We start from the raw sequence: 13,304 nt of genomic DNA on the forward strand, positions 1-13,304 counted from the left end.
GCAGGTGTAAGCACAGCGGATTGTCGGACCGCCAAATCGCAGCACTGCGACCAGAATTGGCCGGCGAAGACGGGGTGCGATCGCTGCGGCGACGGCTCGGCATTCACCCGGTGTACAAGACCGTGGACACCTGTGCCGCGGAGTTCGAGGCCAAGACGCCCTACCACTACAGCAGCTACGAGCTCGACCCCGCCGCGGAGAGCGAGGTGGCCCCGCAGACCGAGCGGCCCAAGGTGCTGATCCTGGGTTCGGGCCCCAACCGGATCGGGCAGGGCATCGAATTCGACTACAGCTGCGTGCACGCCGCAACGACGCTGTCGCAGGCGGGTTTTGAGACCGTCATGGTCAACTGCAATCCCGAGACGGTGTCCACCGACTACGACACTGCCGACCGGCTCTACTTCGAGCCGCTGACGTTCGAGGACGTCCTGGAGGTCTTCCACGCCGAGGAGCGGTCCGGCGCCGGCGGCCCGGGCGTGGTGGGTGTCATCGTGCAACTCGGCGGCCAAACCCCGCTGGGGCTGGCGCAACGGCTTGCCGACGAAGGTGTTCCGATCGTCGGGACCCCGCCTGAAGCCATCGATCTGGCTGAGGACCGCGGCGCATTCGGTGATCTGCTGTCGGCGGCGGGCCTGCCCGCTCCCCGCTATGGGATGGCGACGACGTTCGCGCAGGCCCGGCGGATCGCCGCCGACATCGGCTATCCGGTCCTGGTTCGGCCGTCCTACGTGCTCGGCGGCCGCGGCATGGAGATCGTCTACGACGACGAAACGCTGCAGGGCTACATCGCCCGTGCCACCGAGCTGTCTCCCGAACATCCGGTACTGGTGGACCGCTTCCTGGAAGACGCGATCGAGATCGACGTCGACGCACTCTGCGACGGCGACGAGGTCTACATCGGCGGCATCATGGAACACATCGAAGAGGCCGGGATTCACTCCGGCGACTCGGCGTGTGCACTGCCTCCGGTGACTCTGGGCCGCAGCGACATCGAGAAGGTGCGCACAGCGACCGAGGCGATCGCGCACGGTATCGGCGTGATCGGGCTGCTCAATGTGCAGTACGCGTTGAAGGACGACGTGCTCTACGTGCTGGAGGCCAACCCGCGCGCCAGTCGCACCGTGCCGTTCGTGTCCAAGGCCACCGCCATACCGCTGGCCAAGGCGTGCGCGCGGATCATGCTGGGCGCCAAGATCTCTCAGCTCCGCGAAGAAGGACTACTGGCGGCTTCCGGCGACGGCGGCAACGCCGCGCCGAACGCGCCGATCGCCGTCAAGGAAGCGGTGCTGCCGTTCCACCGGTTCCGTCGCGCCGACGGTTCGGGTGTGGACTCCCTGCTGGGCCCGGAGATGAAATCGACCGGCGAGGTGATGGGCATCGACCGCGACTTCGGCAGCGCGTTCGCCAAAAGCCAGACCGCGGCCTACGGATCTCTGCCTGCCTCCGGGACGGTGTTCGTGTCGGTCGCCAACCGGGACAAGCGATCACTGGTGTTTCCGGTGAAGCGGCTGGCTGATCTCGGCTTCCGGGTGCTGGCCACGGAAGGAACCGCAGAGATGCTGCGCCGCAACGGTATTCCATGCGACGTGGTTCGCAAACACTTCGAAGAAGCGCAGCCGGGTCGTCCGTCGATGTCGGCGGTCGACGCGATCCGGGCCGGCGAGGTGGACATGGTGTTCAACACGCCCTACGGAAATTCCGGACCACGCATCGATGGTTACGAGATTCGCTCGGCCGCAGTCGGAGTGAACATTCCCTGCGTCACGACGGTCCAAGGCGCCTCGGCGGCCGTCCAGGGCATCGAAGCCGGAATTCGCGGTGATATCGGTGTCCGCTCGCTGCAAGAGCTGCACAGCGCGCTCAACAACGGCAACGGCGGCGAATAGCGATGCCCGGGTTCGGCGCCCGGCTGGCCGACGCGATATCCCGCCGCGGGCCGCTGTGTCTGGGCATCGACCCGCATCCCGAACTCCTGCGGGCATGGGACCTGCCGGTCAGCCCCGACGGTCTGGCGGCGTTCTGCGACATCTGCGTGGCGGCCTACGCCGACTTCGCCGTCGTCAAACCTCAGGTGGCGTTTTTCGAAAGCTACGGCGCCGCAGGGTATGCGGTGCTGGAGCGGACGATGGCCGCGTTGCGCGATGCCGGTGTGCTGGTGCTGGCCGATGCCAAGCGCGGGGACATCGGTTCGACAATGGCGGCCTATGCGGCGGCCTGGACGGGTGACTCGCCGCTGGCTGCCGACGCGGTAACCGCCTCGCCGTATCTGGGTTTCGGCTCGCTGCAGCCGCTGCTGGACAGCGCTGCGGCACACGGTCGCGGGGTGTTCGTGCTGGCGGCCACGTCCAATCCGGAGGGCGCGAGCGTGCAGCGCGCCGACACCGGCGGCCGTCCGGTGGCCCAGTTGATCATCGACCAGGCCGCAGCGGCCAACCATGCGATGGGCCCCGGCTCCGGCTCGGTCGGCGTCGTTGTCGGCGCGACGGTGACCGAGATGCCCGACGTCAGCGAGCTCGGTGGACCGGTGCTGGTACCCGGCGTCGGCTTCCAGGGTGGTCGGCCCGATGCGCTGGGTGGCCTGGGTGGGGCCGCTCCGGGGCAGCTGCTGCCCGCGGTGTCCCGCGACGTGCTGCGGGCCGGACCGGACGTTGCAGCGGTGCGCAAAGCCGGGCAGCGGATGCGCGACGCGGTCGCGTATCTGGCCGGCTGAGCCGTTCAGGACCCCGGTTGGCGAGCTACGACACGAAATCGTTCACTGTCTGGCCGGATGCGCTGTTCGCGGCGACACGCGCGACACGCCGCAATATTCCTAACCGGCGGAGATTCGGGTTTTCGGGCGGTTCCGAGGCGGTCGGACCGCGGTCTTCACGCTGGCCGTTCGAGAGCGGTGCACTCGGCAAAAGCCCAGGTAGGGCACGCTTCACGGCCGTGAGACCGGCCGATCGACGGCCGCGAAAACAGCGTTGACGGTCCCCTGCCGGGGTGTCCCGGGTGGACTCTTCTCAGAGCCGCAAGCTGCGATTTTGTAGTTTCTACCAGGGGGGCGGGTTAGATTTCGTCTGAAGGCGTGGGTACGGTCGTCACCGCTGGCTGGACTACCTAGCCAGGACAAACAAAGATCGATAGCTGTTGATGATTGATACGGAGGAATCGTGGCCCTTCCCCAGTTGACCGACGAGCAGCGCGCGGCAGCGTTGGAGAAGGCTGCCGCCGCACGTCGAGCGCGAGCCGAGCTCAAAGACCGGCTGAAGCGCGGCGGCACCAATCTCAAGCAGGTGCTCAAGGACGCCGAGACCAACGAGGTCTTGGGCAAGATGAAGGTTTCCGCGTTGCTGGAGGCCTTGCCGAAGGTGGGCAAGGTCAAGGCGCAGGAAATCATGACCGAGCTGGAGATCGCCCCGACGCGCCGTCTGCGCGGCCTCGGCGACCGTCAGCGCAAGGCTCTGCTGGAAAAGTTCGACTTCACCGCCTGAGTCCGGCGACGATGCAGGCCGCAGGGCCTGAGGTGGGGGCACCCCCAGCCGCGCAGCGGCGACGGGGCGGGCCGGGCGACAACCCCGGCATCTTCCAGGAGAGTCGTTGAACACCGACGGGGGACCGGACGGCAGTCGTGCGGCCGCTACAGGACGCGTGGTCGTGCTGTCCGGTCCATCCGCGGTAGGCAAGTCGACGCTGGTCCGCTGCCTGCGCAAGCGGGTCCCGGATCTGCATTTCAGCGTCTCGGCGACCACCAGAGCACCGCGGCCCGGCGAAGTCGACGGGGTCGACTACCACTTCGTGACGCCCGCTCGCTTTCAGCAACTGATCGACGACGGTGCCCTGCTCGAGTGGGCGGAAATTCACGGCGGCCTGCACCGATCGGGCACCGTGGCCAGACCGGTCCGCGACGCCGTGGCCGCCGGGCATCCGGTACTCATCGAGGTCGACCTGGCCGGCGCCCGCGCCGTCAAGCAGGCGATGCCAGAGGCGCTGACGGTGTTTCTGGCCCCGCCGAATTGGGAGGCGTTGGAGGCCCGCCTGATCGGTCGCGGCACCGAGACACCCGAGGTGATCGAGCGCCGACTGACCACCGCACGCGCGGAATTGGCGGCTCAGAATGACTTCGACGAGGTCGTGGTGAACAGCCAATTGGAAACTGCGTGCTCAGAATTGGTATCCTTGCTGGTGGGAACTGGGCCGGACACGGCGTGACCCGCATTCAGACTCCATTCAGCTTCAGTCGCAGACCGTTCTAGCCGCCAGGAGAACATTTACGTGAGTAGTTCACATACCGACACTTCGCTAGCCGCCGTGCCCGACCAGTTCGACCCGGCATCGGGTGGTATCGGCGCCTACGACACGCCGCTGGGCATCACCAATCCGCCCATCGACGAGTTGCTCGCGCGGGTGTCCAGCAAGTACGCCCTGGTGATCTACGCGGCCAAGCGTGCCCGCCAGATCAACGACTACTACAACCAACTCGGCGAGGGCATCCTCGAATACGTCGGCCCGTTGGTCGAGCCGGGGCTGCAGGAAAAGCCGCTGTCGATCGCGATGCGCGAGATCCACGGCGACCTGCTTGAGCACACCGAAGGCGAGTAGCGGAATCGAGGCGGGCTTGCTGTGATCGGCTCCCGGAGCCAGACGGACGATTCGCGGACGGACCGTAAGCGGGTCGTCGTCGGCGTCGCCGGGGGTATCGCCGCGTACAAGGCCGCCACCGTCGTTCGTCAACTCACCGAGGCCGGCCACTCGGTCCGCGTGATCCCCACCGAATCCGCGTTGCGATTCGTCGGCGCCGCCACCTTCGAAGCGCTGTCCGGCGAACCAGTCCAGACCGGGGTATTCGAGGACGTTCCGCGGGTGCCGCACGTCGCCATCGGCCAGGCTGCCGACCTGGTCGTCGTAGCGCCCGCCACCGCCGACCTGTTGGCGCGTGCCGCACACGGCCGCGCCGATGACTTGCTGACTGCGACTCTGCTCACCGCCCGATGTCCGGTGCTGTTCGCTCCGGCGATGCACACCGAGATGTGGCAGCACCCTGCGACCGTCGACAACGTGGAGACGTTGCGCCGTCGCGGCGCTGTGGTGCTCGAGCCGGCATCTGGACGGCTCACTGGGGAGGACAGCGGGGCAGGCCGGCTGCCGGAGGCCGAGGAGATCACCACCTTCGCCCAGCTGCTCCTGGAGCGCCACGACGCGTTGCCCTACGACCTGGCCGGCGTCAAGATGCTGGTGACCGCGGGTGGCACCCGCGAGCCGCTGGACCCGGTCCGTTTCATCGGCAACCGCAGCTCGGGCAAGCAGGGCTACGCGCTGGCGCGGGTCGCGGCCCAGCGCGGCGCCGAGGTCACACTGATCGCCGGTCACACCGCCGGCCTGATCGACCCGGCGGGCGTCGAGGTCGTGCATGTCAGCTCGGCCCAACAACTCCGCGATGCGGTGTCCAAACATGCACCCGACGTGCACGTGCTGGCGATGGCGGCGGCCGTCGCCGACTTCCGGCCGGCGCACGTTGCGACCGCGAAGATCAAAAAAGGCGCCGAGGAGCCGCAGTCCATCGACCTGATCCGCAACGACGATGTGCTGGCCGCGGCCGTGCAGGCCCGCGCTGCCGGGCAGCTGCCCAACATGCGGGGGATCGTCGGCTTCGCCGCCGAAACCGGCGACGCCAACGGCGACGTGCTGTTTCATGCCCGGGCGAAGTTGCAGCGCAAGGGATGTGACCTGCTAGTGGTCAACGCCGTCGGTGACGGTAAGGCCTTCGAGGTCGACAACAACGACGGTTGGCTGTTGGCCGCCGACGGCACCGAGTCAGCGCTGCAGCCGGGCTCGAAAACTCTGATGGCCAGCCGTATCGTGGACGCGATCGTCACGTTCTTGCAGAGGGGCGCCGGGGACGCCACCTAGCCTCTCCTGCGCCGTAGACCGGCCGGTAGCATTTACCGGCCAACAGATATGGTTTGTCTAACTAACATTTTCAACGTGGACCTGAAGGGGTGACGGGTGTGAGCGAACAGGGTCGGTTGTTCACCAGCGAATCGGTGACCGAGGGGCATCCGGACAAGATCTGCGACGCGATCAGCGACTCGGTGCTCGACGCGCTGCTGGCCGGAGACCCGCGCTCACGCGTCGCCGTAGAGACGGCTGTCACTACTGGCCAGGTGCACGTGATCGGCGAGGTCACCACGACGGCGAAGGAAGCGTTCGCCGACATCACCAACACAGTCCGCGAGCGGATCCTCGACATCGGCTACGACCACTCGGACAAGGGCTTCGACGGGGCGACCTGCGGCGTCAACATCGGCATCGGCCGTCAGTCGCCCGACATCGCCCAGGGCGTCGACACCGCGCACGAGACGCGCGTCGAGGGTGCCGCGGACCCGCTTGACTCCCAGGGCGCCGGCGACCAGGGCCTGATGTTCGGCTACGCGATCAGCGACACCCCGGAGCTGATGCCGCTGCCGATCGCGCTGGCCCACCGGCTGGCGCGGCGTCTGACCGAGGTCCGCAAGAACGGCACGCTGCCGTACCTGCGCCCGGACGGCAAGACGCAGGTCACCATCGAGTACGAGGACAACGTTCCGACCCGGCTGGACACGGTGGTGGTCTCCACCCAGCACGCCGACGGCATCGACCTCGAGAAGACGCTGGACCCCGACATCCGCAAGCACGTGCTGGCGACCGTCCTCGAGGAGCTGGCGCACGACACGCTGGACTCCTCGTCGACGCGGGTGCTGGTCAACCCGACCGGAAAGTTCGTCGTCGGCGGTCCGATGGGTGACGCCGGTTTGACCGGTCGCAAGATCATCGTCGACACCTACGGTGGCTGGGCCCGCCACGGCGGCGGCGCCTTCTCCGGCAAGGACCCGTCGAAGGTGGACCGGTCGGCGGCGTACGCGATGCGCTGGGTGGCCAAGAACATCGTCGCCGCCGGCCTGGCCGAGCGGGTCGAGGTGCAGGTCGCCTACGCCATCGGCAAGGCCGCCCCGGTCGGGCTGTTCATCGAGACGTTCGGCACCGCGACCGTCGACCCGGTCAAGATCGAGAAGATCGTCCCCGAGGTCTTCGACTTGCGGCCCGGCGCGATCGTCCGCGATCTGGACCTGCTGCGTCCGATCTATGCTCCGACCGCCGCTTACGGGCATTTCGGCCGCACCGACATCGACCTGCCGTGGGAGCGTCTCGACAAGGTCGACGACCTCAAGCGCGCAATCTAGATCTACCGGGCAGTCGCAAAACCCCACCTCGTGGTGGGATTGGCGGCCTTCGCGTCGGCAGGGGTCGCCGGCACGCGATAAATTGACAGGCATGTCAGTCACGCCAATTGGCACCTTGGCGGATGTTGAGGCGGCTCGGCGAGCGTTACACGCGAAATTTGAGCCGTCGTTGCTTCTGTACGCGGCGTGGGGAGCCGTCTTCGGCCTGCTCTACGGTTCGAAATCGTTGCCGTTGGTACTGGTCGCCGCGGTCACTCTTGCAACGGCATCGGTGGCCGCGACGTGGTGGCACGCCAGGCGAATGCGACGTGTCCACCCGCGCCGGATTCGCCTCTTCTCGCGTGGTGTTTTCCTTCTGACGAGCCTGCTCGGCCTGATCAGTCTGTTCATCGCGTCGGCGATCGTCGTCGTGGCGATTGCCGCATCATTGCATTGGTGGAGTTGGGCGGCCGCGATCGCGCACCGCGGGACCCCGATGTCGTACCTGCTGCCCTTCGTCGTTTTCATGGCGCCGGTGATCGCCGCCGCATTGCTGCCCTGGCGCATCGATCCCCACGGCATCGACGCGCGAGCAATGCGGAAAACGCCCGATCATCCGGCGGTGGGGGACCCGCTGATCGCGCCCCGGCAGCAGACCCTGGTGTGTGCGATGCTGGCCGGTGTCGACTCGATCGAGGCCCGGTTCCTTGCCAAGGCATTGCGGGTGGACGGCGAGGCACTCCACCGGCAAACAGCGGAACTTGTTGCGGCACAATACATTGACGTATACCCCTATTACGGCCGTCGGTGGTTCGGCCTTACCGCGGTCGGCCGCAGTGCCTACCGCCGTCATTTGCGGGCGCTGGTGTCGACCGAGGTGGCAACGGTGGCCGATCACGTTCTCTAGCCGGTGAATCGGTAGTCGTCGAGATCGAAACGACGGCTGCGCCAATACACCTCGAAGGTGTTCGCGGGTCGTAGCCCCACGTCGCCGTTCTTGTCGAAGTAGTAGCTGTTGGCCGTCCGGCAGCTGTCCTGCCAGAACACCTGGCGGTGTCGACGGCTCAATTGCTCGGCGAAGTAGCGGGCGTTGGCTTCTTCGCTGATCTCGACGCGGGTGGCGCCGCGTTGGCGGGCCCGCTTCATGCAGCGCAGCATGTGATGCGTCTGCGCCTCGATCAATGCGAAATAGGACGAGCCGACGTAGCCGTAGGGTCCCATCGTGCTGAAGAAATTAGGAAAGCCAGGAATGGTGGTTCCCTCGTAGGCCTGCGCCCGGTTCGCTTCCCAGAATCGGGCGAGCCGCTGGCCGCCGCTACCGGTGACCGCGAAGGTGGGCGTGGTGTCGGCGTCGAAGACGTGGAAACCGGTGGCCAGCACCAGGACATCGACCTCGTGGTTGGTGCCGTCGGTGGTGGCCACCGCCGACGGCATGATCTTCTCGATCGGTTGGGTCACCAGTTGGACGTTGTCGCGGTTGTAGGTCGACAGATAGCTGTTGTGGAAACCGGGCCGTTTGCAGCCGATCGCGTACTGCGGGGTGAGCTGCCGGCGCACCGCCGGGTCGCGCACCTTCAGTCGCAGATACGTGCGGCCGAGCGACTCCATCCATCGGGCCAGCGGGTAGACGGTGAAGTATTGAGCCGGCAGCGGGAAGGTGACCTCGACGTAGGTCTGGGTGATCAGCCGCTGCAGTGTCTTGGCGCCGGGAAGCCGTAGCCCCCAGTGCGCCGGCTTGGGCAACGGTACGTCGAATTTCGGGAAACACCAGATGGGTGTGCGCTGAAAAACTTTGAGCTCTTTGACTATTGGCGCGATCTGGGGGATCAGCTGCACCGCCGACGCGCCGGTGCCGATCACGGCGACCCGTTTACCGGTCAGGTCGAGGCCGTGGTCCCAGCGGGCGGTGTGCACGGTGGCGCCGCCGAAGGAGTCGACGCCGTCGATGTCGGGCGGCTTGGGCACGGTGAGTACACCGCTGGCGTTGAACACGAACCGTGCCGTGACTTCTCCGCCCGGATCGAGCTGGATCCGCCACAGCGACCGCTCCTCGTCGAACTCGGTGGAGAGAACGGTGGTGTTGAACCGGATTTTCGGCCGGATGCCGTACTTGTCGGTGCAGTGTTCGGCGTAGGCCTTCAGTTCGCCACCGCGCGCGTAGGTTCGTGACCAGTCCGGGCGCTGCTCGAACGAATACTGATACGACGCCGACGGAATGTCCACGGCGATACCGGGATAGGTGTTCCAGTACCAGGTTCCGCCGACTTCGTCACCGGCCTCGACGACGATGTAGTCGCCGAATCCCTCTTGGTCGAGCTTGATTGCGGCGCCGATGCCGGAGAACCCCGCGCCAACGATCAGACAGTGGTAATCGGGCCGATCGCCGTTCACCGGTACCTCCCTCGCGAGCCGCTACAACCGGTTAGTCGATACCGACGGTACCGGGTGCCAAGGATGACCGATCAGTGCAGTGCCGCTTTGAGGGCGGCAAGGCCGCGGTTGGTTGCCTCGGCAGCGGCCGGGACGATCAGCGCGAGGCTGACGTACCCGTGTACCAGGGTGGATTCGTTGCTCAACTCGGCGGGCACACCGGCGTCGTTGAGCAGCTTCGCGTAGAGGGCCGCGTCGTCGCGCAGCGGATCGTGTTCCGCGCTGCCGATGAAGGCCGGGGCCAACCCGGAGAAGTCCCTGGCGTTGGACGGCGCCATGAACGTCGGCAGAGCTTTCGCATCGCTGAGGTCCACGCCGGGGACGTACCACTGCATAAAGGCGTCGATGACCTCGCGGTCCAGGATCGGCGCGTTGGCGTTCTCGGTGAACGACGGCAGCGACAGGTCCGCGGTGATGCTCGGATACCACAGCAGTTGAAATGCCAGCCGGGGTCCGCCCTCGTCGCGGGCGCGTTGTGCCGTCACCGCGGCCAGGTTCCCGCCGGCCGAGTCGCCGGCGACAGCAATCCGATTCGGGTCGCCGCCCAGCTCGGCGGCGTGCTCGGCGACCCACCGCAATGCGGCCCAGCAGTCATCCACGCCGGCCGGGAACGGATGCTCCGGGGCGAGTCGGTAGTCGACGGACACCACGATGGCCTCCGCGCCCACAGCGTGCGCGCGGGCCACCGGGTCGTGGGTGTCGAGGTCGCCCAGGGCGAAACCTCCGCCGTGGTAGAAGACGACGATCGGCAGGTTGCCGGGCTCAACCGACGGCCAGTAGATGCGGACCGGGATGTCGGTGACGTCACCGTGCCCGACGATCCGATTCTCGATGCGCAGATCCGGCAGCATCTCCGGGGGTGCCTGCAGTTGCTTCAGCTTCGCCCGTGCGGCCTCGACGCCGTCTGAGGCCTTGAAGGTCATCGGGATCGCGTCGACCACTGCCTTCAGCGTCGGGTCGATCTGCGGTCGGGCGATGGTCGGCTCTGTCATGGGCCTACCTTACAAATCCCGAGCGCCGACGATGCAGAGCGCGTAGCGCGATGAGGAGAAGGGCGAGCAATCAGACCCCGCGCAGCGCGTTGCATAGTGCGGCCAGCCCACGGTCCATCGCATCGGTGGCCGCGGGGACCACGCCGGCATAGCCGAGGTACCCATGCACCATCGTCTCGGCGTTGTGCACCTCGACGGGAACACCGGCGGCGGCGAGCAACTCCCCGTAGCGCATCCCGTCGTCGCGCAGCGGATCGAGACCGGCGACGCCGATGTAGGCCGCGGGCAGATCGGCCAGGTTCGCGGCCCGGCCCGGCGCCATTCCGGGCGGGGGATTGAACAGGTCGATCTCGCCGGCGTAGTAGCGGCTGAATGCGGCGACGGCTGCGCTATCCAGGACGGGTGCGCCGGCGTTTTCGGTGAACGAGGGCAGCGACGAATCCCACAGCGTCGCCGGATACCACAACAGCTGGAACAGGATTGGCGGGCCGCCGTGGTCACGGGATCGCTGCGCGATCACCGCCGAGATGTTGCCGCCCGCGGAATCTCCCGCCACCGCAAGCCGACTCGCGTCGGCGCCGATCTCGTTGCCGTGCGCGGCGACCCATTGCACTGCGGCCCAGGCATCGTCGATCGCCGCGGGGTAGGGGTGCTCGGGGGCCAACCGGTACTCGACCGACACCACCACCGCCGAGGCGCCGACGGCATGCTGACGGCAAGTGCCGTCGTGGGTGTCGAGGTCGCCGACGACGAAGCCGCCGCCGTGGAAGAACACCACCACCGGCGGTGCGGCGTCATCGGTTGGCGGCCAGTAGATCCGGATGTTGAGCGGCCCGGCAGGCCCGTCGATCGCGCGGTCCTCCACCTGAAGCTCGGGATGAAAACTGCGTCGCGGCAGGTCCCGCAGTTGCCGGCGGGCCGCCTCAACCCCGTCGTCGGCGGACAACCGGAACGGAACGGCGTCCAGTACCTTCTGCAGGATGGGATCGATGGCGGATCCGGAGTCGTCGACGCTGGGCATGCAGACACCGTACGCACCGCGGGTGATGGTCGGTGCCTGGGTGGCGGCCGGATGGGCGGGCCTCGCCTACGGGGTGTTTCTGACCATTACCGCGCTGCGTTCGCCGCCGGGCGTGGAGCTGACCGGGCAGTGGTTTGCCCAGCCGGCGTTCAAGGCGTCGATGGCGCTGTTGCTGGCGTTGGCGGCGGCGGCGCATCCTGTTGTCCGCGAGCGGCGCTGGCTGATGCTGGCGCTGTTGTTCTCGGCGGTCGGTGACGCGTTGCTGGCCGTTCCGTGGTGGGCGCCGTCTTTTGTCTTCGGGCTGGCCTCATTTCTGTTGGCGCACTTGTGTTTTCTCGGTGCGCTGCTTCCGTTGGCGCGGCAGTCGGATCGGTCGCGGCCCCGTTGGATCGCCGTCGGGCTGATGTGCGTGGCCTGCCTGGCGCTGCTGGTGTGGTTCTGGCCGCAGCTGGGTCGTGACGGTCTGACCATTCCGGTGACGGTGTACATGGTCGTGCTGGCCGCCATGGTGTGCGCGGCGCTGCTGGCACGGCTGCCCACGCTGTGGACGGCGGTCGGGGCGGTGTGCTTCGCGGGCTCGGACGCGATGATCGGTATCGGCCGGTTCGTGCTGGGCAGCGAGGCGTTGGCGGTACCGATCTGGTGGACCTACGCGGCCGCGCAGGTCTTGATCACGGCCGGGTTCTTCTTCGGTCGGGTGTCGGCCGTCTCTGCTACACCTGGCGAGTGACCACGCGGACCCGGCTGCCCGCGGCATTCGAGCCGATCGCGCGGGTGCTGCCGATGTTGTCGGTGCCGCACCTGGACCGCGACTTCGACTACCTGGTGTCCGAGGAGCAATCCGACGACGCTCAGCCCGGTGTGCGGGTCCGGCTGCGCTTCCACGGCCGCCTGGTCGACGGGTTCATCCTGGAGCGCCGGACCGAGACCGATCACGTCGGCAAGTTGGCCTGGCTGGACCGGGTGGTGTCGGCCGAGCCGGTGCTCACCCCGGAGATCCGTCGGCTGGTCGACGCCGTCGCCGCGCGCTATGCCGGCACCCGCGCCGACGTGCTAAGGCTGGCGGTGCCGCCCCGACACGCCAAGGTGGAGCGTGAAAACCGAACGCCGCCAGAGCTTTCCGCCGTATCCGCCGTCGACCGGACGGGGTGGGAGGCCTACGGCAGCGGCGGGCAATTCCTGACCGCGCTGACCGAGTCCCGGGCAGCTCGCGCGGTGTGGCAGGCGCTGCCCGGCGACCTGTGGGCCGATCGGTTCGCCGAGGCCGCCGCGCAGACCGTGCGGACCGGTCGCGCGGTATTGGCGGTCGTGCCGGATCAGCGCGACGTGGACATGCTGTTTCGGGCCGCGACGGCGTTGCTCGAGGAAGCCGGTGTGGTGGCGTTGTCGGCTGGCTTGGGTCCGGCCGCGCGCTACCGACGCTGGCTGGCCGCGCTACGTGGCAGCGCACGGTTGGTGATCGGCACCCGCAGCGCGGTGTTCGCGCCGATCAGCGACCTGGGCCTGGTCATGGTGTGGGACGACGGCGATGACACGCTGGCCGAGCCGCGGGCCCCGTACCCGCATGCCCGCGAGGTGGCGATGCTGCGTGCCCATCAGATGCGTTGCGCGGCGCTGATCGGGGGATATGCCCGTACCGCCGAAGCTCATGCGCTGGTGCGCAGCGGCTGGGCGCACGACCTG

At 67.6% G+C, this 13,304-nt stretch carries 12 protein-coding genes and 1 pseudogene; 10 read left to right on the top strand and 3 right to left on the bottom strand.

All coding sequences use genetic code 11. The features are described from left to right. The 8 genes from carB to WAN02_RS00710 form a co-directional block, all read left to right on the top strand. On the top strand, positions 1-1,886 hold a 1,886-nt coding region (gene carB / locus WAN02_RS00675; protein ID WP_422261854.1), incomplete at its 5' end, for a carbamoyl-phosphate synthase large subunit. Between the two features lie 2 nt (positions 1,887-1,888). Continuing rightward, entirely contained in the window at positions 1,889-2,710 is an 822-nt protein-coding gene (pyrF, locus tag WAN02_RS00680; RefSeq protein ID WP_422261856.1) for an orotidine-5'-phosphate decarboxylase, read from the top strand. A 442-nt stretch (positions 2,711-3,152) separates the two neighbouring features. Next, positions 3,153-3,473, top strand: a complete 321-nt coding sequence (gene mihF / locus WAN02_RS00685; RefSeq protein ID WP_422261858.1) for an integration host factor, actinobacterial type — start codon at positions 3,153-3,155, stop codon at positions 3,471-3,473. A gap of 106 nt (positions 3,474-3,579) precedes the next feature. After that, a complete protein-coding gene (gene gmk, locus WAN02_RS00690; protein WP_422261860.1) occupies positions 3,580-4,191 on the top strand; it encodes a guanylate kinase in 612 nt (203 codons plus the stop codon). Positions 4,192-4,254: 63 nt separating this feature from the next. Then, the gene (gene rpoZ, locus WAN02_RS00695) at positions 4,255-4,581 is read left to right on the top strand and encodes a DNA-directed RNA polymerase subunit omega (RefSeq protein WP_422261862.1); all 327 of its coding nucleotides are present in this window, start codon (positions 4,255-4,257) and stop codon (positions 4,579-4,581) included. A gap of 24 nt (positions 4,582-4,605) precedes the next feature. After that, on the top strand, positions 4,606-5,889 hold the full coding sequence (gene coaBC / locus WAN02_RS00700) for a bifunctional phosphopantothenoylcysteine decarboxylase/phosphopantothenate--cysteine ligase CoaBC (RefSeq protein WP_422261873.1): 1,284 nt from the start codon (positions 4,606-4,608) through the stop codon (positions 5,887-5,889). Positions 5,890-5,987: 98 nt separating this feature from the next. Next, entirely contained in the window at positions 5,988-7,199 is a 1,212-nt protein-coding gene (gene metK / locus WAN02_RS00705) for a methionine adenosyltransferase (RefSeq protein WP_325685432.1), read from the top strand. Between the two features lie 91 nt (positions 7,200-7,290). After that, entirely contained in the window at positions 7,291-8,085 is a 795-nt protein-coding gene (locus WAN02_RS00710; RefSeq protein ID WP_422261865.1) for a hypothetical protein, read from the top strand. On the opposite strand, the gene WAN02_RS00715 is transcribed toward WAN02_RS00710, so the two are convergent. The 3 genes from WAN02_RS00715 to WAN02_RS00725 all read right to left on the bottom strand — a co-directional run bounded on the left by WAN02_RS00715 (position 8,082) and on the right by WAN02_RS00725 (position 11,621). Continuing rightward, positions 8,082-9,569 (bottom strand): flavin-containing monooxygenase, encoded by a 1,488-nt coding sequence (locus WAN02_RS00715; RefSeq protein WP_422261867.1) that lies wholly within the window; start codon positions 9,567-9,569, stop codon positions 8,082-8,084. The two genes, WAN02_RS00710 and WAN02_RS00715, sit on opposite strands and share 4 nt — an antisense overlap. Before the next feature lie 71 nt (positions 9,570-9,640). Next, positions 9,641-10,600, bottom strand: a complete 960-nt coding sequence (locus WAN02_RS00720; protein WP_422261869.1) for an alpha/beta hydrolase — start codon at positions 10,598-10,600, stop codon at positions 9,641-9,643. Between the two features lie 70 nt (positions 10,601-10,670). Beyond that, on the bottom strand, positions 10,671-11,621 hold the full coding sequence (locus WAN02_RS00725; protein ID WP_422261871.1) for an alpha/beta hydrolase: 951 nt from the start codon (positions 11,619-11,621) through the stop codon (positions 10,671-10,673). Here WAN02_RS00725 and WAN02_RS00730 point away from each other — a divergent pair. Continuing rightward, positions 11,620-12,351, top strand: coding sequence for a lysoplasmalogenase (locus WAN02_RS00730; protein ID WP_422261875.1), 732 nt, complete (start codon positions 11,620-11,622; stop codon positions 12,349-12,351). The two genes, WAN02_RS00725 and WAN02_RS00730, sit on opposite strands and share 2 nt — an antisense overlap. Before the next feature lie 53 nt (positions 12,352-12,404). Further along, positions 12,405-13,304 (top strand): annotated as a pseudogene (locus WAN02_RS00735) (primosome assembly protein PriA); the annotation flags it as partial.

Source organism: Mycobacterium sp., assembly GCF_049281135.1.
GTDB lineage: Bacteria > Actinomycetota > Actinomycetes > Mycobacteriales > Mycobacteriaceae > Mycobacterium.